The organism is Aquimarina algiphila, from assembly GCF_947494415.1.
GTDB classification, from domain to species: Bacteria; Bacteroidota; Bacteroidia; order Flavobacteriales; family Flavobacteriaceae; genus Aquimarina; species Aquimarina algiphila.
Genome location: NZ_CANLVC010000006.1, coordinates 710584 through 737575 on the forward strand (window position 1 = coordinate 710584; position 26992 = coordinate 737575).

A 26992-nucleotide genomic window follows, 5' to 3' on the forward strand; every position below is an offset into this window, starting at 1 on the left:
ACAAGATATAGCCTGTTTCTTAGTATTTAATTCTTAGAAATGAAGTTTTTATAGATACATCAAAATATCGCTAAACAATTAAAATAGGGCTTATGAATTTTTATGTAAAGATGCTGAGTTACTGCTCGGTGATTTGGCTTTTTATAGGGTGTCAGGATACACAGTTTACTATAGCTAAAACTATAAAAATTAATGACAACTGGAAATTTGTTCAAGAAGATATTCCAAAAGCAAAAGAAATTGATTTTGATGATTCTAGGTGGGAGACAGTAGACTTACCACATGATTGGAGTATATCAAAACCTTTTTCTCAAGAAAACCCTTCATTTTCTCGTGGTGCTTGGCTTCCTGCGGGAATTTCATATTACAGAAAGAATATAGATTTATCTGAAATCGGGGAAAATCAAAAGGTATTTATTCATTTTGAAGGTGCTTATCGCAATGCAGAAGTATGGATTAACAATCATTATTTAGGGAAACGTCCTTCTGGATATGCAGCATTTGAGTATGAATTAACACCGTTTATTTCTAGTGAAAATGAAAATATAATCACGGTTAAATTGGATAATTCAGAGCAACCAGGGTCACGTTGGTATTCTGGTAATGGAATTTATCGTGACGTATATCTAATTACTAAAAATGATATATATATACCTACATGGGGAACTTATGTAACTACACCAAAAGTAAATTCAAATAGTGCCATAATAAACGTTGAAACGTCATTAAAAAACACAAAAGTAACGGATGAAAAAGTAACACTTAAAATTTCAATTATTGATGATGAGGGAGTAGAAGTAACCAAGAAACAAAAAGAGGTTATATTAAAACAAGAAAGTGAGCAAAAAGAAAAGATTGAATTAATATTAAATACTCCAAAACTATGGGGTGTCAATTCACCAAATTTGTATACTGTTAAGGTTGAATTATTAGAAGGTGATATAATTATTGATACCAAAACAGTAAAAGCAGGTATTCGTAGTATGGTATATACTGTTGAGGACGGTTTTGTACTTAATGATAAACCACTAAAAGTAAAAGGCGTTTGTTTACATCATGGTGCGGGTCCTTTGGGTGCGGCAGCTCGTAAAACCAGTTATGAGCGTCAAATTAGAATATTAAAAGAGATGGGAGCTAACGCTGTTCGTACGGCTCATAATCCTTTTGATATAGAATTTTTAGAGACTTGTGATGAAATGGGAATGCTGGTGATGAACGAAGCATTTGATGAATGGGAAATAGCAAAAGAACCACAAACATTTAGAGAAAAAGGAAACAAAATAAGGATTCCTGTCTCTTATTATGCCCATTTATTTAAAGAATATAGTGATAAGGATTTGACTGATTTTGTGATACGTGATCGTAATCACCCTAGTATTTTTATGTGGAGTATTGGTAATGAAATTGATCAGATGCACGATGAATCCGGGGTTGCAATAGCCAAACGATTATCAAATATTATTCATAAATATGATTACCGCCCAGCTACTTGTGGTGTAAATGGATATGGATGGGATAAATGGCCTCATGAGCCTGCTGTTGCTCAAATAGATGTACCAGGATATAATTATGCAAAAGGCAAAAATTATGATAAAGAACACGATGATTTTCCAAACCGAAAAATGATTGTAACAGAACATACTTCTGCACAAATGATAGCGAATAGAGGAGAGTACTATCCTTTTAAAAATAAAGATCAGGCATTACAATTGGATTTGCCGATAGAGCATCCAGATACTGAGAAATTCCTAAAGAGTAGAAACTTTTATGCAGGAGGTATGCAAGCTTGGCAGGATGTAAAAAATAGATCATTTGTTATGGGGGCTTTTATCTGGACAGGTTGGGATTATTTAGGAGAAACAATTCCTTATGCCTGGCCTGCACGTTCCTCTAGTTTTGGAGTGATTGATTTAGCGGGTTTCCCAAAAGATGGCTACTATTATTATCAATCAGAATGGTCAGATAAACCGATGATACATACTTTTCCACATTGGAATTGGAAAGGTCATGAAGGAGAAAAAATAAATCTAAATGTATTTTCTAATACTAAAGAAGTAGAGCTTTTTGTAAATGGTGTTTCCCAAGGGAAAAAGATTAATAATTCGGATAATGCGGATATGCTTAGTTGGGAAGTACTTTATCAGCCCGGTACAGTAAAGGCAATTGGATATACCGATGGTAGAAAGATAATTGAAGAGGAAATTAAAACTGCTGGTACTACCAATAGCTTACAACTAGAAGTAACAGATAGTAGTGAGGTTACCTATATAGAGGTAACTGCTCTTGATGTAAACGGTATTTTTGTAGCAACCGCAGAGAATTTGATCAATTTTGAGGTTGAAAACGCAAAAATTATTGGAGTAGGTAATGGAAATAATAGAAGTTTGGAGCCTTTTGTAGCAAATTATAGAAAATTATATAATGGAAAATGTGTTATCATACTTCAAAAGCAGGATAATCATTCCAAAGCATTTTTAAAAGCTACACTTTCTGAAACCAAAATAATACAAAGCATAACTTTTTGATAATGAGTAATAATACTGTAAAAGCAATTATAATAGGACTAGGAATCCTAATAACTAGTTGTGGAAAAAAAGAAGATCCAATAGTAAAAAATAATACAATAATTGCTTGTATTGGAGATAGTGTTACTTATGGGGGAGAACATGGATATGTAGAATATTTACAAAAATATATGAATGATAGTGTTCCTGAAAAAAAAGTGACGTTGTTAAACTGGGGAAAAAATAGTGAAACTATTACCCATCTTACTGAAACAGGACATCCAGGACCAAGACCTTTTTTATTTGATAGATTAGATAGTTTGCTAACATTATCACCAAAACCGGATATAGTAACTTTTTGTTATGGAATGAATTGTGGAATATATGGACTTCCTTCAGAGGAGCTTTTTATGACCTATAACAATAGATTGATATTATTTTTGGACACCATGAAAGGGCAGGAGATAGATGTAATACTAATGACACCACCACCATTGGCCCTGGATGCGGCAAATGCACATGGAAGAATTGCTTCATCAGAAGAAGATGTGTATAGTTGGAAAAACCCTTATGAACGATATGATGAGGAAGTAATTCAGAAGTTTAAAGATATTATTCTAGAAACCAATCATCCCGCTGTGATTAAAAAAATAGATATTTATACTCCATTACTAAAGCAGGCAGATAAAGCCTATGATAAAGACCCAATTCATCCTAATGCTAATGGTTATCGTATTATAGCAGATACAATATTCAAGTTTTTATTATAGATTGAAATGTAATTTCTGATCATTTGTGATACAGTATAAATCAACATTTTTAGACGATTATCATTGAATTTATAATCTTTGACATAGATATTTATAGCTCTACATTATGCAAAAAACCACTTATTTTTATATAGTCATATCATTTTTGATAATAACTTTAGCTTCTTGTAAACAAGAAACTAAAACAACTTCTAAAGCCAAGAAACCGAATATAATTTATATTATGGCAGATGATCATACTTCTCAGGCTTTTGGGATTTATGGAAGTCGACTAGCTAGCCTTAATCCAACTCCTACACTGGATAAATTAGCTAATCAAGGGATGATTTTTGATAACTGTTTTGTCAATAACGCCATCTGTGTTCCTAGTCGAGCTGCTATTATAACAGGACAACGAGCACAAACTAGTGGAGTAATAGATCTTGAGGGAATATTACCTCCAGAAAAACAGTATTTACCTAAGGAAATGAAAAAATTAGGATATCAAACTGCAATTGTTGGTAAGTGGCATTTACATGAAGAACCAGCAGCATTTGATTATTATAAAGTATTACCATCTCAAGGAAAGTATTTTGATCCAGATTTTAGAATACGTGGAGATCAACCTTGGCCACAGAATGTAGTGAAAACCAATGGACATTCTTCTGATGTGATTACAGATATTACATTAGATTGGTTGAAAAATAAAAGAGATCCTAATACCCCGTTTTTCTTAATGCACCATTTTAAAGCACCACATGATGATTTTGAAAATGCCCCTAGGTATGATGAATATCTTAAAGATACTTTTATTCCAGAACCAGCAAGTTTATATGATAATGGTAATAACGGATCAATAGCGACTAGAGGTAAGAATGATTCCCTAACACGTATTATTGCTTCTTCAGTTTCACATCGAAATGTAGTTAGAAATCAGGCAATGAATATCTATCCAGGAACCGATGTCTATAAGAAATATAAAACGGCACAAGAAATCCCGGTTAGTGAACATCAAAAATTTGAGAATACTGCAGAAGAAAAAGAATATACGAGTAGTGTATATCAAGACTACCTTAAAAAATATTTACGTTGTGTGAAAGGAGTAGATGATAATGTAAAACGTTTATTAGATTATTTAGAATCAGAGGGGTTACTAGAGAATACGATTATTGTATATACAGGTGATCAGGGATTTATGCTAGGAGAACATGATTACATAGATAAACGATGGATGTATGAAGAATCATTGCGAATGCCTTTTTTTATACGATATCCTAAATCGATTAAAGAAGGTAGCCGAACAGATGCTATAATTAATAATACAGATTTTGCACCTACACTTATAGAAATGGCGGGAGGAGATAGACCGGGTTATATGCAAGGAAAAAGCTTTAAAACTATTTTAGAGACTGGAAAAGAGCCAGAAGATTGGCAAAAAGCCACATATTATAGGTATTGGATGCATATGGCACACCGCCATGCTAATCCAGCACATTTTGGGATTAGAACCAAAGCGTATAAATTAATCTTTTATTATGGTAAATATTGGGTAGATACTGATGACCCTAAAGCAGAATGGAATAAAGAAAGTTGGGGGAACGATTTTATCCGACATACCCCTGTGGCTTGGGAGTTTTATGATCTGAAAAAAGATCCTAAAGAAATGAACAATGTCTATAAAGACTCTCAATATGATTCTGTGATTACTGATTTAAAAGAACAATTAATTAGGATGAGAAAAGAGCTAAATGAAACAGATGTAAACTATCCTCATATCCAAAAAGTAATTGATAAGCATTGGGATGATTAGTATTATGAATTATTTTGATTCCGTTTTCATCATCATATTTAAACAAAAAGTGATTACCAGTAAGGTAAGCCGAAAACAAACTCTTAGGTTGAATTAACATTACTACACTTAAACAGAAAAACATCCTATTTGTTTTTTAGTTAGATTTGTTTCAAGGAAATTAAAGAAAATTAGTAATAGAGGATATTCGAAAAGGGAATCGTAAGGTGTTTCAATGTTTTTTTAATAAGAATTATATTGACTTTGTTATCTATCAACGAATATCTTTTTGGCCAACAAATTAATAGTAAAATCCAATATAAAATTTATGTCTGGTCTAATAATTCAATTTAGAGAGTTGAGATAATATGAAAAAAAGAACTTTTAAAAAAGAACTTTTGTTTGGCTGTAAGTGGTTATCATTTATAGTATTATTTAATATGAATATTATGTTAAGTAATGCTCAAAGTTCAAAAGAAATACTTAAAACAGAGCATATAAATGATTGCCCTTATATTTTTTATGAAGACAATAATACTGTAGAAGTAAAATGGATAGTCAATGGAGAATTAAAGAAGAAAACATTTTCTAACAACGGTTTTAAAAAACTAAAAATTAAAACTTGTGAGGAATTTAAATCAAAATATATAAAGATTAAACCATCAATTCACATAGATAATGACCAAAAATTTAATGGAGTTTCTAAAATTGCTGTTTTAAGTGATATACATGGGCAACATGATTTATTCATTGAATTGTTAAGGTCGAACAATGTTATCAACAATAAAGGAGAATGGTCTTTTGGAAAAGGTCATTTTGTAGTTGTAGGAGATGTTTTTGACAGAGGAGATAAGGTAACAGAAACACTATGGTTCTTGTATAATTTAGAACAACAAGCGAAGAAAACAGGAGGCAAAGTGCATTACCTTTTAGGGAATCATGAAGTTATGATTTTAGAAGGAAACGATAAGTATGTACATGATAAATATAAATGGGTTTCTCAACAAATGGGGATACCGCATAAAGAATTGTTTGGAAAAGAAACACTTCTTGGTGAGTGGATCAGAACAAAACCTGTTGCCATATCAATTAATAATATTGCTTTTGTACATGCTGGATTTTCGCCAGAATTTACTGAAGGTAAATATGATATTTCTACTGTAAACCAATTATTTCATCATGATATTATAGATCATGATAAGGAAACAGTATTAGAGAATGATGACTTAAAATTTATGCTGAAGAAAAAGGGACCTATCTGGTATAGAGGTTACTTTCGAGATAAGGATTTTACTAAAGAAAAAGCTCAAAAAATTTTGGATGAAATGGGTATGAAACATATTGTTGTGGGGCATACTTCTATGAAAAGAGTATTGTCACATTTTGATGGATTAATATATAGTGTTGATTCTAGCATGAAAAAAGGAAAATATGCAGAGCTTTTGATTTGGGAAGATGATCAATTTTTTAGAGGTATTTTGACTGGTGAGTTAACAAAAATTTGATTTAATAGTACATGAATACATAAATGAAAACCCTCTATAAATAACATATTTATAGAGGGTTTTTAAGAGTAGATACTGTATTTACTGTTGTCACTAAAATATAGTTTTATTAGTTTACGATACTCGCAGTATTATCAACTCCATTACTCCAATGCCAGATGTTACTGCTTTGGACATAAAAATTAATACCTCTAATAGTTGGTCTCGGATTTGAAAATGTATTGTTGTTTATTGTGATTCGTTGGGCATATTCTCCTGCTATTCCGGATTTACAATCACCTCTAAATTCATTTCTTCTAATAGTAATATCTCTACAACCATTCTCTAATAAAGGTGAGTTCCCATAATCTCTAAATGTTAGTATTGAGATATAACTATGATTTTGGTTGGATAAACCTTCATTGTAAATTTTATTATCCTCTATAATTATATTATGTGTTTCATGTTCTAAGTTAATTGCTTCTCCATATAGAATATTACCTGTATTTCCTTTTAAAGTATTATTAAATATTTTAATATTCCAGGCTTTTGCAATTGCAATATTATATTTACTAGCTTTTTCGAATGTTGAGTTTTTTATTTCCATTCCATCCATATTAGTAACCGTGACAGTAGCTTCAGCAGCACCAGGTAATCCTCTACGAAATACAACACCATCTATTCCATCATTACCACAATCAATACTTACTCCTGCTGCTTGAGTACCACCAAACCAACATGCACTAATCGTTACTTTTTTAACCCATGGGGCAGGGGTTTGACTATATTGTCTGTTAAAATTAATTCCATGATCACAATTATAAAAAGAACAAGCAATCGCAGTTAGACCTGCTGGGGTCAGTCCTTTACCATTATCTGAAGTTCCAGTGCCAATTGATGCATTTACTAAACCTACATTATATAAATAGATATCTGATTTACCGTTGGTGTTAATGGCACAAGCTCCATATTGCATTTTGTTTTGTGCATCAACTAATAACTCAGTAAATGCCGTTCCATTTGCATTAATGTTAATAAAACCTGGAGTTGGTCCTGGGTTTTTAGTCAAAAATATTTTAGTCTCGAATTTACCTCTACCTTTAATAGTTGTTTTAATACCCGCAGGTAGTGTAATTGTACGATCAGAATAATAGTTGCCGGCTTCTAATTGAACAGTACCACCATTGCCAGCTTGTCTAACTGCATTGATTAGTGAATTAGCAAATGTACTTGGATTTCTATCAGTAACTCCCACTGTGGTATTTTTTGAAAGACTTATAGTTTCTGACTCAGCATATATAGATTTCATCACAAGTTCATGATTAAGAGCAGAAGGTGCTAATTCTATATTTTCTACATCTAATGATTCATTTTGACAAGAAAATAATGAGAATGCTAATGTTGAAACCACAAATAGTGATTTGAATAATTGTTTGTTCATGTGACTTTGTGTTTTAGAATAGTTAAAAGCAAACCTAAAATAAATTAAAAACACATCGCACTACGATTTTATCATTTAATTACACAGTATTGTCTGATAATCATAAAAAATTAATAGTTATATTATTATATTCTAAAAAAAAGTAATTGAATTAAAGTTTTTATAAGCGCAGATATACAATTAGAAATCTCTATATCTCCTTAAAAACATATAAAATAACTTATATTTTTTTGTTTGCTGATGAATAGGTATCAAAATAAATAGGGACAATGTGTTAAGAAATTACATTGTCCCTATTTTATTTTACCAGTTTATTACTTATAATTTAAAAACCTGTTCCATCATAATCCATTTTTCTCCGTCTTTTGCCCATGGTAACCCTTGTTGGTATTTCCACATAAGTTGTTCCCATTCTTGTACTTTAGGATTATCAGCGTCCATTGCTGCTTTTTTTTCAAGATCAAATGTTTCATCAACTTCCATAATCATAAACATACGATTACCAGTCAGGTAAATTTGCATGTCTATAATTCCGGCATCTTTAATACTTTTAGTAATTTCTGGCCAGGCATTTCCTTCTGCATGATAGTTTTTATATTCTGCAATAAGTTTAGGATCATCTTTAAGATCACAAGACAAACAAAATCTTTGTGTTTTCATTTAATCGTTTTTTTGAATTTTAGATACAAAAAGACCATATAAACCTACCACTGCGACACATAATAGCGGTACTATGAATGAAAATTTAACTTCTGGTACTCCAGCAATTAGGGTGTCATCTAATTTATCTCCACCTATATCAATAATTGAAGCCTGAATTAACGGGAAAAAAGCTCCTCCCACAATAGCCATAACCAAAAAAGCAGAACCTACTTTGGCTTCATCTCCCATATCTTTTAATGCAATACCATAAATTGTTGGGAACATAATAGACATAAATAAGGAAATGCATACCAGTAAGATTAAACCAGGCATGCCCGGAATTAAAATGGCTCCAGTACAACATATTATCGCAAATAAGGCAAATAAAGATAATAGTCTTGGGGCTTTTAATTTACTTAACAAAATTGTCCCTAAAAAACGACCTCCTAAGAAAATCCCCATAGCAATCATATTCCAATATGTAGCATTGAGTTCTTCTCCCGGAGCCCTTCCTTGGTTGATATATTGTACGTATTGAAAAATTGCAGTCCAACACATGATCTGTGCACCAACATAAAACATTTGAGCAATTACACCAGGAAAGAATGCCTTTTTAGCAAATATTTTCCTGACTGATTCCCAAAACCCTAAAGAGACATGCTCTTGAACGTTTGGTATTTTTGTTCTTAATATTATGATCAGGATAACAAGTACTACGACTCCTACACCCAGGTAAGGATAACTAATTATACTAAGATCCTCTGTTTTTATAGCAGCTTTGGTCACTTGATCCAATGTAGCATATGCTTCATCGTCATATTTTGCAGATTGTATTTGTCCTAGCACTACAAATTGTGCTACCATCATCCCGGATAGAGACCCTATAGGATTAAATGATTGTGCAAGATTTAAACGTTGCGTAGCAGTTTCTTTGGCCCCTAAAGAAAGAATTAATGGATTAGAAGTAGTCTCTAATAATGCTAATCCACAAGTGATTATGTATAAAGAGAATAAAAAGAAACCATAGCTTTCTAATGAAGAAGCTGGATAAAACATAAAGGCACCAGCCGCATAGAGTATTAAACCTAAAACAATTCCAGACTTATACCCCTTCCAACGCAAAAATAATGCAGCAGGAATGGCCATACAGCCATAACCAAAATAAAAAGCAAATTGCACTAAGTAGGCTTGGAACCAACTTAATTCGGGCATTACTTTTTTAAAAGCGGTTACCATTGGATTAGTTACATCATTGGCAAAACCCCATAGTGCAAAAAGTGAAGTGATGATGATAAATGGAAAAATCAATTCTTTACGAACTATAGGAATTTTTTTCTTTATGTCCATGATTTCAAGTTTAGTTATTCAATTATTTGTTTAGTGTTCGAAACTGATGTTATCAAATAGAAATACAGTTTCTTTTTTAATGTCTCAACATCTTAAACATGTTAAGGACTATTTATTCTGTTAAAAGAGATCTGTCAAGATGAACATAACCCCCATCGATAGTAATAAACTGTCCTGTAGTATGTGAGGACTTTTCTGAAATTGTGAATAGACAAGCATCTGCTATCTCTTCTGGAGTTGTCATACGATTACCTAGCGGTATTTTTTTAACAATAGATTGTAATTTTTCTTCTCCATTTTCTAAGGTTTTTATCCAGTTGTCATAGGCAGGAGTCCAGCTTTCTGCAATAATGATAGCATTAGACCTAATTCCATCTTTGATCAAATCTACAGCCCATTCTCTTGTTAACCCTAATACTCCACCTTTGGAAGCTGCATATCCAGAGGTTCCTCCTTGACCTGTTAAAGCTACCTTAGATCCTATATTAAGGATATTTCCTTTTACCTTTTTGATATAAGGCAAAGAGAATTTGGTCATGGCAAAAAAGCTTACCATATTCAATTTTAAAGAATACATAAAATCATCGATAGAAGCATCTAAACCTGCACCGTCATTTACTCCAACATTATTAATTAAAGCATCTATTCGACCATATTTTTCTCCTATTTTCTTTACCGCAGCTTCAATCTGATTGGCATCAGAAAGGTCTGTTTTTACAAACAAAGAATCGATACCTTTTTCCTGTAGTTCTTTTTCATATCCAAATCCACGATCATTACGACATACAATCACAGGAATAGCTCCTTCATTAGCCAAAGACTGTATAATCGTCTCTCCAATACTTCCTTTTATACCGGCAGCTCCAGTAACGACTACTACTTTATCTTTTAGTTTTAAATCCATATTCTTTTTTTTATAATGAGGTTAGGAAATTTTATAAAAATGAATTGCATTCCCACCCATGATTTTTTGTTTTTCTTCTTTACTAAAATCACTTATATATTGATCAATGATACCTTTAACGGCAAAATAGTTACCACCTAATAAGCACACAGGCCAATCAGAACCATACATGATTCTATCATTACCAAATGCTTTAAAAATGATATCTAGATAGGGTACGAAATCTTCATACTTCCAACCAGACCAATCCGCTTCTGTAACCATTCCAGAAACCTTACAATACACATTTTTGTGAGTGGCAATAGCTTGCATAATTCTTTGCCAATCATCTATTAATCTGTCTTTTATTTTGGGTTTTGCAATGTGATCGATAACAAAACGATGTTCAGGAAATTCCTCTATCAATTTTAATGAGGCTTCTAATTGATGCGGAAAAATTAAAATATCATAAGCAAAACCATATTGGTTTAATAATGCAATTCCTTTTTTAAATTGATCTCCGATAATAAATTCTGGATCTGGTTCATCTTGAACTACATGCCTGAATCCTTTTATAATTTTATGATTAGAATAATATTTTAAACGATCTTCTAAAGTGTCTGATCGTAAATCTACCCATCCAACTATTCCTTTTATAAACGTATTCTTTTTAGCCAGGTCTAATAAAAATTCAGTTTCTTTTTCAGATTGATCAGCCTGGACAGTAATGCATCCATCAATGTTAGCCTCTTTATAAAGTTTTTTTAAATTTGAAGGTAAATAATCTTGTTGTAGTACAGACATTTCGTCATTAATCCAACTGTGTTTTACCGGATCATATTTCCAAAAGTGTTGATGTGAATCTATAGTCATACTAAAAATTTGTGATCTGTAATTTGTTTAATAACACTTCTTACCCCGTGTTGTTCTATGGCTCTCAAGTTTTCTGTTACCGCTTCGGATAAACCATTAATTGCATCCAGGTTTTCGCCCCAGATAGCTATATCTCTTAATAAAAAAGATACCATTTGTTGGTAAGTAATAGTTTCTGTTAAATGTAGTTTCCACTGTTTTTTAAAAGAAGCTAATGCAACTGGGTCATCATTTAAAGGAATAGTTTCACCATCATAAACTCCCTGATAAAACCTAAATACGCAAGACAGCGCAAAAACAATACGTTTTGGTAATTCATTATAAGTGACAGTATATTCTTTTAATGCTGGTAATAATCGAGAGACAAACTTAGATGTACTGTTAAGCGAAATACTTATCAGGAAATGCTTTAATGTCGGATTTCGAAATCGATCAAGCGTAGTATTTACAAAATCATTAAGCTCAGAAGTTGAAAAGTCTTGAAGTGTTTTTGTGATTTCTTCTGACAAGATTTCACTAACAAATTGATTTGTTAAAGGATCATCCATTACTTCCTTGACAGTACGTAATCCTGATAGATATCCAACAGGTACCATTGAAGTATGCGCACCATTAAGAATTCTAACCTTCATCTCACGATATGTTTTTATATCATCAACAAATTTTACGTTTAATGAGGTATGTTCAAAAGGCAGTTCTTTTTGTATAATTTGATTTCCTTGAATTACCCAACTGTGATAATCTTCTCCTGCTACCAAAAGACTATCCTCGTATCCTATTTTTTTCAAAATAGTTTTAGAACGCTCTTTTGGATACCCAGAAACGATACGATCTACTAGAGTATTATAGAAATAATTAGACTCTTTAATCCAAGATGTAAATTTAGTTCCCAAATTCCAATGAGCAGCATATTGAAGAACAGTAGCTCTAAGAGTATCTCCATTTTGTTCAATAAGTTCACATGGGAGTATAATGCAACCTTTATCTATAGCACCTTCAAAATGTTGAAATCTATGATATAACCATATTGTTAATTTGGCAGGAAACTCTTTTGGAGGAGCATCTTGAAATGTATCAGATTCAGAAAATTTTATACCAGCTTCTGTTGTGTTAGAAATAATAAAACGCATCTCCGGATCTTCTGCAAGACTTAGATATTCATTCCAATGTGTATATGGTTGTATAACACGACTTATACTTTTGACTAAAGTAACTTCTGAAACTAAAGTATCTTTTCTTACGCCATCAATAGCAACGTGAAATAAACCGTCTTGTTCTTTTAATGTGGTGTAGTCTCCTTTTTCTGTAGGTTTTATGATAACAATACTTCCATTAAAATCTGTTTCTTTATTTAACACATCAATAATCCAATCGGCAAATGCTCTTAAAAAGTTTCCTCCACCAAATTGCATAATTCGCTCAGGAGCTTTTAAGGTAGTACTTGATGTAGTTCTATTTAGTGGTTTCATTTAAAAACTATTTCTTTTTAAGATTTTGATTTATAATGATATCCCTCGTTTCCAGGGGATAAAATCATTTTGCCCTTTCAATTCTGCTTTTGCGTCTATTTCACCATTTGCTACCTGAATAATATATTCTAACACTTTTTCTCCCATGGTTTCAATGGTATCTTCACCACTAATTACTGTTCCGGCATTGATATCAATAAGATCATTCATCTTTTCTGAAAGCGTAGTATTACTTGACATTTTTAAAACTGGTGCAATTGGATTTCCTGTTGGGGTGCCCAAACCAGTAGTAAAGACAATAATGTTACATCCGCTACCCGCAAGACCTGTCGTGCTTTCTACATCGTTTCCTGGTGTACATAGTAAATTCAGCCCAGCCTTAGTTACTTTTTCGGTGTAATCTAATACATCAGTTACAGGAGAAGTTCCTCCTTTTTTTGCTGCTCCAGCTGATTTCATTGCATCTGTGATTAATCCATCTTTTATATTACCAGGAGAAGGATTGTTCTCAAATCCAGAACCCACAGCAACTGCTTTAGCAGCGTATGTTTTCATAATTGAAGCAAACTTTTCTGCATCTTCTTTTTGTTCACACCTATTAACAAGTTCTTGCTCAACACCATTAAGCTCAGGGAACTCGGATAATACCGGAGAACCTCCTAAAGCAGTAAGTAAGTCTGAAGCATATCCTAATGCAGGATTTGCAGAAATACCAGAAAAACCATCTGATCCTCCACATTCGAGACCTAAAATAAGTTTGCTAATTGGTGCCGGTTTTCTCTCAATAGTATTGACTTGGGTCAATCCAATAAAAGTATGTTTTACAGCTTCCTCGATAAGATGGCGTTCACTTTGACTTTGTTGTTGTTCTAGATAATGTATTGGTTTAGCAAAATTAGGATCGCGATCTTCTATTGCTTTTTGAAGCATTTCTATTTGCGCATTTTGACAACCAAGACTAAAAATAGTTGCTCCTGCAACATTAGCGTTAGTAATATACCCAGCTAAGAGATGACACAGTGTTTCAGAATCCTGTCGAATACCTCCACAACCTCCATCATGTTTCAAAAATTTAATACCATCAACATTTGGAAATAATCGATTTTTATGAATCTCTTCCTGGGTAGCTACAATATCAGTATTAAAAAGTTCTTCCGGAGAAGCACCAGCTTTATACTTGTCTATAAGAATTTGAGTGTTTACCGCAAAATCTTTTTTAGTTTGATATCCAAGTACATCTAATAAAGCACCTTCTAATACATCAAGGTTTCTGTTTTCACAAAATGTAAGAGGAATAACCAACCAATAATTACGTGTTCCTACACTACCGTCTGCTCTATGAAATCCATTAAACGTTCTGTTTTTAAATTTTGAAACATCAGGAGCAGTCCAATTAAATTTTTCTTGATTTGCATTAAATGAAGCTGAGGCGTGTTTTAAATTTTCTGTGGTAATTGCAGCACCTTGTTTGATTGATTGTATTGCTGTACCTACAAGTACTCCATACATGAACACTTCATCTCCAGTATTAAAATCTTGTAAGGCAAATTTATGTTTCTGCTGAATATCTTCTGCAAGGGTAAATGTCTTACCTGCAATATCGATAAACGTATTTTTTGGTAGCGAATCTATCGCTACAATAATATTATCCTTAGGATCTATTTGGACATAATTGTGTACCATACGATCTATGCTCTAATTTTTTTAATGGTTAGCATTACTTCACTCACTTTGGATTCAAGTTTTTTGTAGTCTTTATTTGCAAGAATTTCTTTACTGATTAATTGAGATCCCATACCAACACAAGTAACACCAGAATCAAACCAATCTTTAAGATTGCTTTCTTCTGTAGTAACACCACCTGTCGGCATAATATTGGTCCATGGCTGAGGTCCTTTAATTCCTTTTACGAATTTTGGACCATAGATATTACCTGGAAAAAGCTTTACTATTTCACAACCTAATTCTTCTGCTTTTGAAATTTCAGTTAACGTTCCACAACCTGGTGACCAAAGAACTTTTCTTCGATTACAAACTATAGCTATATCTTCTCTTAACACAGGAGTGATTATAAAATTAGCTCCTAACGCCATGTATAAAGAAGCAGAAGCAGCATCAGTAATTGATCCAACACCTATTACCATTCCCGGTAACTCTGCAATTGCATATTTTATTAAAGCTGAAAAAACTTCATGAGCAAAATCTCCTCTGGCTGTAAATTCTAATAACCTCGCACCACCATCATAACAAGCTTTTAGAACGTTTTTTCCCAATTCTATATCTTGATGATAGAATAAAGGAACCATCCCTGTTTCTTTCATTATTGTTGCTACCTCTATTCTGGTATATTGTGCCATCTTTTAATTTCTTATTTAAACTAATAATTATCGATCTACTTTTGCCGACCCGTTAGTACTGATAAAGTTGAGTATTTCTTCTTTGGTTACTCTGTTTATATCTCCAAAAATAGAATGCTTAAGTACGCAAGCTCCTGTTGCAAAAGAGACAACTTTTTGCATATCATCAGGAAATTTTAATAACCCATATAATAGTCCGCTCATAAATGCATCTCCAGACCCAACACGATCTAAAACTGGAGTTACTTCATGCTGTTTTGCTCGATATAATTTATTGTCTTTATAAAGTAGTCCTCCTATTTTATAATGAGAAGCAGTGATAACATTTCTTACCGTCATTGCTATAGTATGAATTTTTGGAAGCATTTCTATAATATGACTAAAGCTATCTCTTATTATAGTTTCATTCTGATAATTAGGATCTATTTTTTCCTTTCCTAGCATGAACCTTGCAGTGTCAATGTCAGTCAAAATAACATTACTATAAGATAGTAATTTTGGCATTACTTCGTTTGGCTGTTTGCCATATTTCCAAAGTTTACTGCGATAATTAAGATCAGTAGATATTGTAAGTCCCATTTTACTTGCAGTTTGAATAGCTTCTAAGCAAGCTTCAGCTGCATTTTCTGACAAAGCAGGGGTAATACCACTCCAATGAAACCAATTAGCATCTTTAAAGACATACCTCCAATCTATATCTCCTTTTTTAACTTGAGAAATGGAAGAATTAGCACGATCATAAACCACCTTACTATTTCGATTAGCAATTCCATTTTCTAAAAAATAAATTCCTATTCGATCTCCTTTTCTCAATATGTTTTTATACCCGACATCATAACTTTTGATTGTTTTGATGGCACATTCTGCAATAGGATTTTGAGGTAAAATAGTTGCGAAATCAGTATTAATACCATAATTAGCAAGAGAAGCAGCTACATTAAATTCTCCTCCTCCATAGGTAACATCAAAACCTGATGTTTGATTAAACATAAGGTTATTAGGAGGAGACATCCGCATTAATATTTCACCGAATGTAACTACTTTATCCATACGTCGTATAGTTTAGAAATCTATAGTGGCCTTAATTACTCCTGTTTCGGGTTTAGTCCAACTATCAAAATTATTTATCATTTCGGTAAAACCAACATTGTGTGTAATAAATGAAGTTGTTGGAAACTGATGTAATACGTCAATTACATGTTCAAAATCTTCAAGAGTTGCATTACGACTACACATGATGGTAGTTTCTTTTGCATGTATTTTTGGATGTGTAAAAACTAATTCTCCTTTAGAAAGCCCAACTAGCACATATCTACCGCCATGTGCCATATAATCTGGGCCTGTTTCTAATGCTCCTTTATGACCAGTTGCATCAAAAACTGCGGTAGCCATATCTCCATTAGTAATTTCAGAAATTTTTTCTACCGGATTATCGAGAACATTAAGTACATAATCTGCACCAATTTCATTTTTGGTGTACTCAAGCCGATTATTATTTGTGTCAAGAGCAATAACTTTAGCACCTGCAATTTGTGCTAGTTTTACAATTCCAATTCCAATAGGTCCACATCCAACGACTACTACAATTTCATTGGGTTGTATATTCGCTCTGCGAATTGCATGAGCCCCAATGGCTAAGGGTTCTACAATAGCCATTTCATCATGAGATAGTTGATTTGCAGGTAATAATAAATCTGTTCTTACCGTAATTTCTTCTTGCATTCCTCCATCTGTATGTACTCCTAGCACTTCAATATTAGTACAACAATTAGTTTTTCCATTACGGCAAGCAATACATTGACCGCAACTTATATATGGCATAATAACAACTTTGTCACCTGCTTTAATTCCTCTTTGGTTATCTCCTATTTCTAATACTTCTGTCGCCAATTCATGCCCTAGGATTCTGGGATATTTGAAAAAAGCCTGATTACCAGAGTATGCATGTAGGTCGGTGCCGCATACTCCGACTTTTTTGACTTTTAGTAAAGCTTCATTATTCTTACGAATAGGAGCAGGTTTTTCTTTTAAAAGAAATTCACCGGGTTTTTCACAAACAATATATTTCATTGATTATATATGTTTTCTTCAATTCATTTATACAATTCTTTTACTATTAAAATTTTAATAGTAAAAGAATAATTTATAGTATTGCTCAGATACATTTACTTATTATTAGATACCTATTTCTAGTACATGAGCATGATTTCCTGTTTTTTGATTAGGTAATTGTACTTCTAAGGATTCTCCTTCTTGAGCCCAAGTTAATTTTGAATCATCACTACCTAATAATTTTATATTCTTAATATTTATACCTTTAGCATGTTCAGAGTTTTTGGCTAAAGATTTGATCTGAACTATATTATTTTCTGGCCAAGCCATAAGTATCGCATAAAGTTTATCTCCTTTTTGGGTAAATCTGATATCTTGTCCTGTAAATTCTTTATTGTTCTTTTCTGAATGATGACCTTCTTCAACTCCAGTAGGTCCTTCACCAAATGTTTTCCAATATTTGGTATCATATATTGCCTCTCCGTTAATGTCCAGCCATTCTCCGATTTCTAATAGAATTTGCTTCTGATCATTAGGAATTGTACCATCTGATTTTGGACCAACATTTAATAATAAGTTACCATTTTTGCTTACAATATCAACTAAGTCATCAATAAGTTGATTTGCAGTTTTAGATTCCCAATTAGATACATGACTCCATGAGTTTTTACCGATAGAAGTATCGGTTTGCCAAGGTAGTTTTCGAATACCAGGTAATTTTCCTCTTTCTAAATCATAAATTACAGTTCCTTCTGGAAAGGCTTCATGACTAAAGTTTTTATCTTGAAGAACTACTTTTTTTCCCCATTCTATACCTTTGTTATAATAATATGCGGCTAACTTTGGTCTATACTCTTTAAAATCAGGGATATCTACATAGAAATCTAACCAAAGAATATCAGGTTGGTAATTATCAATAATATCTTTTATTCTTAACCACCATCTCTTTTTGAACTCTTCTGAAACTGGTTGTTTTAAATCTTTACCTTTAGAACTGTATAGGTCTGCAAATTCTGGGTCTATAGTATCAAAGTGATCTTTTTTGTTATAAAAAGACCAGTTGAAAGCAAAATGAGAAGAAGTACCCATAATCATTCCCTGATCTCGTCCTTGTTTAAACAACTCTCCTAGAACATCTGTTTTTGGACCCATGTCTACGGCATTCCACCTTGTAGTATTTGATTTATACATGGCGAAGCCATCATGGTGATCAGCTACTGGAATTACGTATTTTGCTCCAGCTTTTTTAAACAAACTTATCCATTCTTTGGCGTCAAAGTTTTCTCCTTTAAACATTGGGATAAAATCTTTATATCCAAATTTTTTATGATCTCCCCATTTTTCTTTATGATGTTTAAATTCTTTCGTAGAACCTTTACTATAGTGTTCTAAACTAGCACTAAAATTAGCAGTATCCATGTACATTTGTCTTGGGTACCACTCAGAACCAAATGCAGGGACACTGTATGCGCCCCAATGCACAAAAATTCCAAATTTTTGATTATTAAACCATTCGGGATCTTTATAGTTTGCTTTAATTGATTCCCAATTAGGTTCGTATTTGGTGCTAACAGTATCTGTTGTTTTTTGGTCTGTATCTTGAGCTAATTTCTTATCTTTTTCGGGGCCACATGATGCCAGGAAGACTAGTGTCAGCAGTAAAATAAATATAGGTTTTCTAAATATCATTTCTAAGTGTATTATAATATGAAAAAATAATGGGGTGTTTTTTGATTGGCTAAATTGATATTTTTAAGAAGTATGTGAAATGACGAATGTCTTAAAAACTGCAACAAATGGTTATTTTAAAGAAGGAGGTTGAAATTGCCGCAATTACGCATTGTTGTGGAGGGAAAGAAAGGATGAATTCTATGTGTTTTTTTTGGAAACTTCTGTTTTTTATTAATGATTATAAGAGGTTCTAAAAATATTATTCGAATTTGGGGAATAGGCTTGGATGTTGCTTGTATGGTATGTAATTAGACATATGTTCTCTCTTTAAGAACATAAGTTGTAAGATTCTTAGGGTTTGCTTTCTATTTTTGTTAAAAAAATATTAAATATGATAGCCCCACGAAAAATTTTACTATTCGCTTTATTTAATTTAATATCATTTCTTTCTTTTTCCAGAGATATTTATGTGGCAAAAGGAGGTAACGATTTAACAAATACAGGAGCAATTGATAGCCCATATGCTACTATTACAAAAGCTGCAGACGAAGCTGTAGCAGGAGACATAGTATATATAAGAGAAGGAACCTACGAAGAAACATTGCGTCCTGCAAATTCTGGAACTGCTGGAAATCCTATCGTTTTTACATCATTTCCAGGAGAAAAAGTGATTATTTCTGCAATGCAATCATTAAATGGTTGGACAAATGATTCTGGATCAATTTATAAAACCACAATACCTTTTGCTTCATTAGGACAAGAGAATTTTGTGATGAACGAGAATACAGCTATGGATTTAGCACGTTGGCCAAACAATGAAGATGGTTTACCATTTACCCTTAATTCGAGACGTAACTCAGGAGGTAGTGACGGATCTGATGCAACTTTTAATGGACGAGTTGGATTTTTGACCTCTGGTGATATTCCTAATATTGATTGGACAGGTGGTTCACTTTTCTTTTATGGAGATAGACCAGGATCAGGATGGTTAGCATGGAAAGAGTTCATTACTAGTAGTAGTTCTGGGCGAGTTAATTTTAACATTACTAAAAACTCTGGAATAAAGTGGATTTATACTTTTCATCCCCCAGCAGATAAAGGAGATTTCTATTTAGAAGGAGTAAAAGGAGCTCTTGATTATCAAAATGAATGGTGGTTCGATACAGTAACAAGTGAATTATTTATTCAGTTACCAGGGGGAGCTGTTCCTCAAGATGGTTTGGTAAGAATGAGGCGAAGAAGACAAACAATTAACCTTAATAGTAGGAATTATATAGAAATTAGAAACCTGGCAGTGTTTGGAGGTACGATTGAATTGAAAACGAATTCTAATAATAACAAACTATATGGTGTTTCTTCTTTTTATGGAAATCATACTCAAGGAATTTTTACAGGTTTTAATGCTGGTAAACCTAGTGTAGAAGTTAATGGGACCAGAAATATTATTGAAAAATGTGAGATTGCATTTAGTGCAGCTACTGGTATGAGAATGGCAGGTAGTTTTAATGAGTTAAAAAATAATTATATCCATGACTTTAATTATCTGGGGTCTTATGATGCTCCTTTAGTTGCAAGAGGAGGCAATGATAATAAAATTATGAGAAATACCATTTTTAATGGTGGAAGAGATGGAATAAATTATAATGGACAACGATGTGAGATCGCATATAATGATGTTTCATATAGTAACCTTATAGCCGATGATTGCGCTTTATTTTATACAGTAGGAAGACAACCTAATACAGAGATACATCACAATTGGTTTCATGATGCAGCTTCTAGTGGAACAAAAACAAAAGCCGCTGGGATTTATTTAGATAATGACGCCGAAAGTTTTTCTGTTCATCATAATGTTGTCTGGAATACCGAATGGACCGCAGTACAGATCAATTGGGATGGTAAGGATATAGATATTTTTAATAATACGTTTTGGAATAATTCTGGAGAAATGGGAGCATGGCATTTGGCAGGTACTGCTTTTTCAAATGTAAACGTATGGAATAATCTAGGAGATAAGGGAGAATGGGAGCCACAATCTGATAAACAAAACAATTTAGTAGTGACTTCAGATGCGTTTGGGAATGCTTCTAATTCGAGCTTTATTTTAAAATCTAATTCAGAGGCTGTGGATGCAGGAAGAGTAATTGATGGTATAACAGACGGATTTAGTGGAGATAACCCAGATGTAGGTGCGTATGAATCCGGAGGAGATAATTGGGTCGCAGGAATTGACTGGAATACTAAATTAGGACCGGCAGGATTAGGATGTTATGGTTTACCAGGAGAAGATTGTATTGCTTTACCAGAAAATGATGATGATAAAGATGGAGTGGACAATGCTAATGATGTTTGTCCTAATACTCCTGTAAATGATACGGTAGATAGCAACGGATGTACCATATTTACACTACCACCTACTAATTTTAGTATTTTGAGTGCAGGACAGAGTTGTGTTAATGGTGCTAACGGTAGTATAACAATTACAGCTAACGAAAACCATAATTATACTGCAGAAATTAAAGAAAACAGTGCTACCAAAGCCTTTGTTGCTAATACAGCAACTGTATTTGATGGTTTAAGTGGTGGGACATATACAGTATGTATTAAAGTTGACGGACAAGCTAGTTATGAACAATGCTTTTCTGTAGTTGTTAATGCACCAACAGATCTAAAAGTAGCTTCCAAAGTAGACACTTCTCTAAAAGAAATTTCGCTTAATCTAGAAGGAGGGAAATTATATAGAGTCGAATTGAATAATGAAGTTATCGTAACTGATAAAAATCAAATAACACTTGCATTAAAAAATGGAAAAAATACTCTTTTAGTAAAAACGGATAAAGACTGTCAGGGAATACATAAAGAAAGTATAAATGTTGGAGGCAATGGAGGTGTATATACGTTCCCTAATCCGGTAAAAGATATACTAAATATTGTTGTTGCCGAAAATGGACTCGGGGGAGATAGTGTAACGTGGGAGCTTTTCTCTTTTCAAGGGAAACGTATTCTGTATGGTCAACAACATGATATTAATGCAAATATGACAATCGATATGTCTGTGCTTGCCAATGGAAGTTATATCCTTAAAGTTTCTAGTTCTGATATGGTAATGCATGAGCAAATAATAAAAAATTAAAACACTCATTCGCGTCAATAAAATTTAATGTGAATAGTTTAAAAAATATTACATATGAAAAATAATATAAAATTAATTCTGGCAATTTTTGTTTTAGCCATGCTAGCAAGTTGTGGAGGTAGTGATGATGGACCAGATGGAGAGCCAGATGGTGGTGATGGAGAAGGAGCGGTGAATATTCCAACAGCAGCAGCTTTGATTTTTCCTTTAAAAGATGCAGAATGTAATGCAGGAAAGATTGTCTCTAATAGGGAGAGTACAGTCATTTTTGAATGGAATGCTTCAGATTTTACTACAAAGTATACATTACAGCTTACAAACCTTAATACACAGGAAGTCGAAACTTTTGAAACAATAAATACAGAGTTAGAAATTACATTATTATTAGGAACACCGTATTCATGGAAAATAACATCTTCTTCAAGTGCTACTGCAAGTACAGCAGAAAGTGAAGTGTGGAAACTTTTTAATGCAGGGCCGGGAATAGAAAACTATGCGCCATTCCCTGCAGAACTAGTTAGCCCACCAATGGGGCTAACGATTACTAACCCTACGACTGTAGATTTGTTATGGAAAGGTAGTGATGTAGATGGTGACATTAGTGAGTATGAGGTGTATATGGATAATAATAATCCACCAGTAACCTTAATTAATACTGTTACAAAGTCGGAAATCAAAGATGTGACTTTACAAGCAAATAAAATATATTATTGGCAAGTTGTCACTAAAGATTTACATAATAATTTAACTAAATCATCCGTATTTGAGTTTAGAACCAAATAGGAATAATTTTACAGATTAATTATTAGTTAGTTAGCCAAATGAAGAGGCTGTTTGAAATATAATAATGAAATTTAAGATTGATATCAATTTTTCATTATTTTAAACAGCCTCTTTTTATAGAATAAATTTATTTTAATAAAACTTAAAAAATTGTGAAGCAGTATTTTATTTATTTCCATTTTGGATTGCTTACTATTTTTAATCTTCTTTCATTAGAAGCACAGGAGAGTAAAAAATATGAACCCACTTGGGAATCTTTAAGTCAATATAAATCTCCAAAATGGTTTCAAGATGCGAAACTTGGTATATTCATTCATTGGGGAGTATATGCAGTTCCAGAATATGGTAATGAATGGTATGGATATCAAATGTATCGTAAAAAGAAAACCAATCATAATACAGGAAAAACTTACCAAGAGGATAATCCTACATATCAATACCATGTTAAGACCTATGGAGAACCAGGCGAGTTTGGATATAAAGATTTTATCCCAATGTTTAAAGGAGAAAACTTTGACGCCAAAGAATGGATAAGTTTGTTTAAAAAAGCTGGAGCAAAGTATGTTGTTCCAGTAGGAGAGCATTGTGATGGTTTTGCAATGTATAATTCTTCTCATACAAGATGGAATGCCGTAGACATGGGGCCAAAAAGAGATGTTCTAGGTGAATTAGCTGTCGAAGCACGCAATGAACACCTTAAAGTAGGAAGTTCATCTCATCTGGCATTTGGATATAAGTGGTGGGCATATGATAAAAATTTTGATACAACAAATCCCGAATTTCAAGATTTTTATCTTAAACCTCATGGATATCTTGATCCTCCTACACCCGAGTTTTTGGATCTTTTTTACAAAAGGAGTATGGATATGATTGAAAAGTACAAATTGGATTTAATGTGGTTTGATTTTGGATTTTGTGCACCAGAATATGAAGAAAACAGGTTAAAGATTCTATCAGATTATTATAATCTGGCAACCCAATGGAATAAAGAAGTTGTACTTAATTATAAAAAAATAGGATGGGAACCCATTCCTGATGGAGCCGCAGTTTTAGATCTTGAACGAGGAAAATTAGATAGAATTAGAGAATTGCCTTGGCAAACCGATACTTCTATTGGGCGTAATTCCTGGTCTTATGTAAAAGATTGGCAAACTAAACCTGCAGGCGAACTTATAGATGATTTTGTTGATATTGTAAGCAAAAATGGTAACTTATTATTAAATGTTGGACCTAAGGCAGATGGTACAATCCCTAATGATCAGAAACAAGTATTATTAGAAATAGGAGAGTGGTTACAAATAAATGGCGAAGCCATTTATGAAACACGCCCTTGGATTATGTATGGGGAAGGAAAAACGCGCTCAAAAATGGGAGATCATACAGAATATGAAGTACATACGATGACTGAAAACGATATTAGATTTACTGTTAAAGGAAATACTATTTATGCTTTTGTAATGGATTGGCCAACAGCTGATATATTAATTACATCGTTTTCTACTCGATTGACTAGCCTTGCAGATCCCATTAAAAATATTAGTTTTTTAGGATCAAACGAAAAAATCAGTTGGGAAAGAAATGAGAATGGACTAAAAATACATAAGCCACAAACAAAAGTAGGTAAACATGCTTTTGCTTTTAAAATAGAATTAGAAAAAGCATTTGATGGTATTTATAGAGGTAATAAAAACTAAGATTAGTCTTTTTAAAAAAAACTAGTATTGCTAAAATAAATTTGTATTGATAGCATTTCCTTTCATCCTTATTATAGGAATAAATTTTGCATTAACTTCAAAAGTGTTAAACTAACTTCACAAATCATCTTAGGAATTAGAGAAATACTTGGAGATAATATGTGATTTTGGTAAAAAGAAAAGCCCCTTACAAACTTTGAAGAGGGGCCATTCGTATTATAATGTTACGTATATAGATTGTTAGTTAAAAGGTTTAATAGAAAGAAATATCTACAATAAATCTTTGATATTTAATTTTTGCTCATCCTCTCCACATTTAAAATAACAGAACTTACATGTCCTCCAGTATCCGGAAAAGTGACTTCAATCTTATTTGTACCAGAAGATGTATGTTCTATATCAATAGGAATATTAATTACTCCAAAAAATTGATCTCTACTTGCTTGGTCATAACCTGCCCAATTACTTGGGATTTTGGCAATATGGCCATTGATCGTTATTTTTGGACTTTTACTTAATTCATGTGCTCTCCCTATTCCCATTTTTATAAATGCTCTCCCTTTTTTAGCTGTTTCTACATTATCAATATCAAAGCTTATTGTTTTATTAGCTTCAATTTTTTGTAAGTAAGTTTTAGAATAGGAGTTGTTCTCGATTATAGAGTTAGAAAACTGAATTGTATCAATATCACATTCTAGTATTACAGTCTCTCCTGGTTTAAGATCGATATTTTTCATGACTGTAAGGTCAGTGAAATAGATTAATTTAGGGATGCCAGAAGTATTAGTGTATAATCTTCTTAATGTAATATTTTTTATATGATCAGCACTTTTGTTAAGGAAATCTAATGCTATTGATTGTTCTTTGTCGTGCAGATTATTTAACGCAACGTAAGCTTTTTCTGGTTTTAGAAAAGCATTAACCTGTATATCTGGATTATTGGAAGTAATATCGATTCTTTTTCCGGATACATTTTTCCATAATTCATAGAATTTTTTAAGATCTGTGAATTTTTTAACTCCATCTTTGTTTTTTCTTAAGATTACCCATGGGTACGGATGACCATCAGGATTATTTTTTTTATCTTGATAAAACCAATTACCATCTCCAACTATAAAAGGAATTGATTTTAATAGTCGATCTGGTTTGTCTAGAAGGGACATTAAGATATTATTGTAAGAGGTTAAACAAGTACCACTTAATTCAGGAGAATAAGGTTTTCCTAGTAATCCTTTAGATGTATACCCATACTCTGATATTAAATGGGGTTTTACAACTCCCCATTTCTTATAACTATATGATTCAATTAAATCTAAAATTGCTTCAGAATTACTTCCTGACCTATAGTTAAAGTCACCCGCAACATTCCTCCCGTCATATAGATGTGTGGCAAAGAATTTCATACTTTCTCCAGCAGTATCCATGAATAACTTCATTCTTGTATTCCAATGATCAAAATCTTTTCTATCGACCTCTGGCCATGCAGAAGAATACCCACCTACCATTATATCAGGAATTTCTGCATGTATTTTATCTGCAACTACTTTATGTAGCTTAGACATTTCTAGAATAACACCACCTGTTTCTGCCCAGGTTTTAACATAATCTTTGGCATGTACAAAAGGTTCATTCATTACTTCATAATACTTAGGCATAACTGGGAATGCATTCTTTATATATTCAACATTATATGCTGCTATTTTATCATAATCAGTATTAAGCTGAAATGCACTTCTGGGATGATCAGTAATGATAAGATCATTGGTTTTGTATTTATTGAATAAAGGAGCATTTTTCCAATGTTTTACAGTATTGGCTCCATTTGTTTTAGCTACACTTGGACTGGGGATTTCGGTTTTAGATTTACGAAAAGGTGCAGGTCCGCCAAAAGTTCTACCAAATTTTATATCCAATTGATCAAAAAGATAATCAGCTTCAGAGGCTAAACCCCAATTTGAAAAAGAACTATGAATATTAAAATATTTTTCTCTTTTCAATTCACTTTCTGAGCCAATGTATTTTTGTGTTGTAAAGTCAATTGATACTTTAGCATTTTGAGAAAAAGAGGTAATTGAAATTAGTAGAGAAATTGATATAATTTTTATCTTGATATTCATTACT

At 32.7% G+C, this 26992-nt stretch carries 19 protein-coding genes; 7 read left to right on the plus strand and 12 right to left on the minus strand.

What is annotated here, in order from left to right:
* Positions 1-92 precede the first annotated feature (92 nt).
* The 4 genes from PQF96_RS12495 to PQF96_RS12510 all read left to right on the plus strand — a co-directional run bounded on the left by PQF96_RS12495 (position 93) and on the right by PQF96_RS12510 (position 6547).
* Positions 93-2525 carry a glycoside hydrolase family 2 TIM barrel-domain containing protein gene (locus tag PQF96_RS12495; protein ID WP_271766514.1) on the plus strand — a complete coding sequence of 811 codons (2433 nt, stop codon included), beginning with the start codon at positions 93-95 and terminating at the stop codon, positions 2523-2525.
* A 2-nt stretch (positions 2526-2527) separates the two neighbouring features.
* Positions 2528-3274 (plus strand): SGNH/GDSL hydrolase family protein, encoded by a 747-nt coding sequence (locus PQF96_RS12500; protein ID WP_271766516.1) that lies wholly within the window; start codon positions 2528-2530, stop codon positions 3272-3274.
* Positions 3275-3380: 106 nt separating this feature from the next.
* On the plus strand, positions 3381-5063 hold the full coding sequence (locus tag PQF96_RS12505) for a sulfatase family protein (protein WP_271766518.1): 1683 nt from the start codon (positions 3381-3383) through the stop codon (positions 5061-5063).
* Positions 5064-5410: 347 nt separating this feature from the next.
* A complete protein-coding gene (locus tag PQF96_RS12510) occupies positions 5411-6547 on the plus strand; it encodes a metallophosphoesterase (protein WP_271766519.1) in 1137 nt (378 codons plus the stop codon).
* A 109-nt stretch (positions 6548-6656) separates the two neighbouring features.
* On the opposite strand, the gene PQF96_RS12515 is transcribed toward PQF96_RS12510, so the two are convergent.
* From PQF96_RS12515 to PQF96_RS12565, 11 genes are all read right to left on the minus strand, one after another.
* Positions 6657-7967 carry a right-handed parallel beta-helix repeat-containing protein gene (locus tag PQF96_RS12515; protein WP_271766521.1) on the minus strand — a complete coding sequence of 437 codons (1311 nt, stop codon included), beginning with the start codon at positions 7965-7967 and terminating at the stop codon, positions 6657-6659.
* A 318-nt stretch (positions 7968-8285) separates the two neighbouring features.
* Entirely contained in the window at positions 8286-8627 is a 342-nt protein-coding gene (locus tag PQF96_RS12520; RefSeq protein ID WP_271766522.1) for an L-rhamnose mutarotase, read from the minus strand.
* The gene (gene fucP, locus PQF96_RS12525) at positions 8628-9956 is read right to left on the minus strand and encodes an L-fucose:H+ symporter permease (RefSeq protein WP_109436798.1); all 1329 of its coding nucleotides are present in this window, start codon (positions 9954-9956) and stop codon (positions 8628-8630) included. It abuts the gene before it with no gap.
* A 112-nt stretch (positions 9957-10068) separates the two neighbouring features.
* The gene (locus PQF96_RS12530; protein WP_109436797.1) at positions 10069-10860 is read right to left on the minus strand and encodes an SDR family oxidoreductase; all 792 of its coding nucleotides are present in this window, start codon (positions 10858-10860) and stop codon (positions 10069-10071) included.
* 21 nt (positions 10861-10881) lie between these two features.
* Entirely contained in the window at positions 10882-11712 is an 831-nt protein-coding gene (locus tag PQF96_RS12535; RefSeq protein WP_271766523.1) for an amidohydrolase family protein, read from the minus strand.
* Positions 11709-13181 (minus strand): tagaturonate reductase, encoded by a 1473-nt coding sequence (locus tag PQF96_RS12540; RefSeq protein ID WP_271766524.1) that lies wholly within the window; start codon positions 13179-13181, stop codon positions 11709-11711. Before PQF96_RS12540 ends, PQF96_RS12535 begins: the two co-directional genes overlap by 4 nt.
* 30 nt (positions 13182-13211) lie before the next feature.
* Positions 13212-14864, minus strand: coding sequence for a UxaA family hydrolase (locus tag PQF96_RS12545; protein WP_143915387.1), 1653 nt, complete (start codon positions 14862-14864; stop codon positions 13212-13214).
* 5 nt (positions 14865-14869) lie between these two features.
* Entirely contained in the window at positions 14870-15538 is a 669-nt protein-coding gene (locus tag PQF96_RS12550; protein ID WP_109436793.1) for a bifunctional 4-hydroxy-2-oxoglutarate aldolase/2-dehydro-3-deoxy-phosphogluconate aldolase, read from the minus strand.
* A 27-nt stretch (positions 15539-15565) separates the two neighbouring features.
* Positions 15566-16588, minus strand: coding sequence for a sugar kinase (locus tag PQF96_RS12555; protein WP_271766526.1), 1023 nt, complete (start codon positions 16586-16588; stop codon positions 15566-15568).
* 12 nt (positions 16589-16600) lie between these two features.
* Entirely contained in the window at positions 16601-17608 is a 1008-nt protein-coding gene (locus PQF96_RS12560; protein WP_271766528.1) for a zinc-binding alcohol dehydrogenase family protein, read from the minus strand.
* A gap of 105 nt (positions 17609-17713) precedes the next feature.
* A complete protein-coding gene (locus tag PQF96_RS12565) occupies positions 17714-19279 on the minus strand; it encodes an alpha-L-fucosidase (RefSeq protein WP_271766530.1) in 1566 nt (521 codons plus the stop codon).
* A gap of 373 nt (positions 19280-19652) precedes the next feature.
* Between PQF96_RS12565 and PQF96_RS12570 the strand changes: the two genes are divergently transcribed.
* The 3 genes from PQF96_RS12570 (at position 19653) to PQF96_RS12580 (ending at position 24871) form a co-directional block, all read left to right on the plus strand.
* Positions 19653-22394 carry a right-handed parallel beta-helix repeat-containing protein gene (locus PQF96_RS12570; protein ID WP_271766532.1) on the plus strand — a complete coding sequence of 914 codons (2742 nt, stop codon included), beginning with the start codon at positions 19653-19655 and terminating at the stop codon, positions 22392-22394.
* A gap of 54 nt (positions 22395-22448) precedes the next feature.
* Positions 22449-23177 (plus strand): hypothetical protein, encoded by a 729-nt coding sequence (locus PQF96_RS12575; RefSeq protein WP_271766534.1) that lies wholly within the window; start codon positions 22449-22451, stop codon positions 23175-23177.
* Between the two features lie 152 nt (positions 23178-23329).
* Positions 23330-24871, plus strand: coding sequence for an alpha-L-fucosidase (locus PQF96_RS12580; RefSeq protein ID WP_271766535.1), 1542 nt, complete (start codon positions 23330-23332; stop codon positions 24869-24871).
* 290 nt (positions 24872-25161) lie between these two features.
* Here PQF96_RS12580 and PQF96_RS12585 read toward each other — a convergent pair whose 3' ends face one another.
* Complete coding sequence (locus tag PQF96_RS12585; RefSeq protein WP_271766537.1) at positions 25162-26988, minus strand: beta-agarase; 1827 nt, start codon at positions 26986-26988, stop codon at positions 25162-25164.
* Positions 26989-26992: the final 4 nt, after the last annotated feature.

Bases quoted from the DNA above. Each gene is read 5' to 3' on its own strand.
- PQF96_RS12520 (WP_271766522.1), bottom strand. From the start codon at position 8,627: ATGAAAACACAAAGATTTTGTTTGTCTTGTGATCTTAAAGATGATCCT.
- PQF96_RS12585 (WP_271766537.1), bottom strand. From the start codon at position 26,988: ATGAATATCAAGATAAAAATTATATCAATTTCTCTACTAATTTCAATT.
- PQF96_RS12540 (WP_271766524.1), bottom strand. From the start codon at position 13,181: ATGAAACCACTAAATAGAACTACATCAAGTACTACCTTAAAAGCTCCT.
- PQF96_RS12550 (WP_109436793.1), bottom strand. From the start codon at position 15,538: ATGGCACAATATACCAGAATAGAGGTAGCAACAATAATGAAAGAAACA.
- PQF96_RS12535 (WP_271766523.1), bottom strand. From the start codon at position 11,712: ATGACTATAGATTCACATCAACACTTTTGGAAATATGATCCGGTAAAA.
- fucP (WP_109436798.1), bottom strand. From the start codon at position 9,956: ATGGACATAAAGAAAAAAATTCCTATAGTTCGTAAAGAATTGATTTTT.
- PQF96_RS12560 (WP_271766528.1), bottom strand. From the start codon at position 17,608: ATGAAATATATTGTTTGTGAAAAACCCGGTGAATTTCTTTTAAAAGAA.
- PQF96_RS12505 (WP_271766518.1), top strand. From the start codon at position 3,381: ATGCAAAAAACCACTTATTTTTATATAGTCATATCATTTTTGATAATA.
- PQF96_RS12495 (WP_271766514.1), top strand. From the start codon at position 93: ATGAATTTTTATGTAAAGATGCTGAGTTACTGCTCGGTGATTTGGCTT.
- PQF96_RS12545 (WP_143915387.1), bottom strand. From the start codon at position 14,864: ATGGTACACAATTATGTCCAAATAGATCCTAAGGATAATATTATTGTA.
- PQF96_RS12565 (WP_271766530.1), bottom strand. From the start codon at position 19,279: ATGATATTTAGAAAACCTATATTTATTTTACTGCTGACACTAGTCTTC.
- PQF96_RS12575 (WP_271766534.1), top strand. From the start codon at position 22,449: ATGAAAAATAATATAAAATTAATTCTGGCAATTTTTGTTTTAGCCATG.
- PQF96_RS12555 (WP_271766526.1), bottom strand. From the start codon at position 16,588: ATGGATAAAGTAGTTACATTCGGTGAAATATTAATGCGGATGTCTCCT.
- PQF96_RS12570 (WP_271766532.1), top strand. From the start codon at position 19,653: ATGATAGCCCCACGAAAAATTTTACTATTCGCTTTATTTAATTTAATA.
- PQF96_RS12515 (WP_271766521.1), bottom strand. From the start codon at position 7,967: ATGAACAAACAATTATTCAAATCACTATTTGTGGTTTCAACATTAGCA.
- PQF96_RS12530 (WP_109436797.1), bottom strand. From the start codon at position 10,860: ATGGATTTAAAACTAAAAGATAAAGTAGTAGTCGTTACTGGAGCTGCC.
- PQF96_RS12500 (WP_271766516.1), top strand. From the start codon at position 2,528: ATGAGTAATAATACTGTAAAAGCAATTATAATAGGACTAGGAATCCTA.
- PQF96_RS12510 (WP_271766519.1), top strand. From the start codon at position 5,411: ATGAAAAAAAGAACTTTTAAAAAAGAACTTTTGTTTGGCTGTAAGTGG.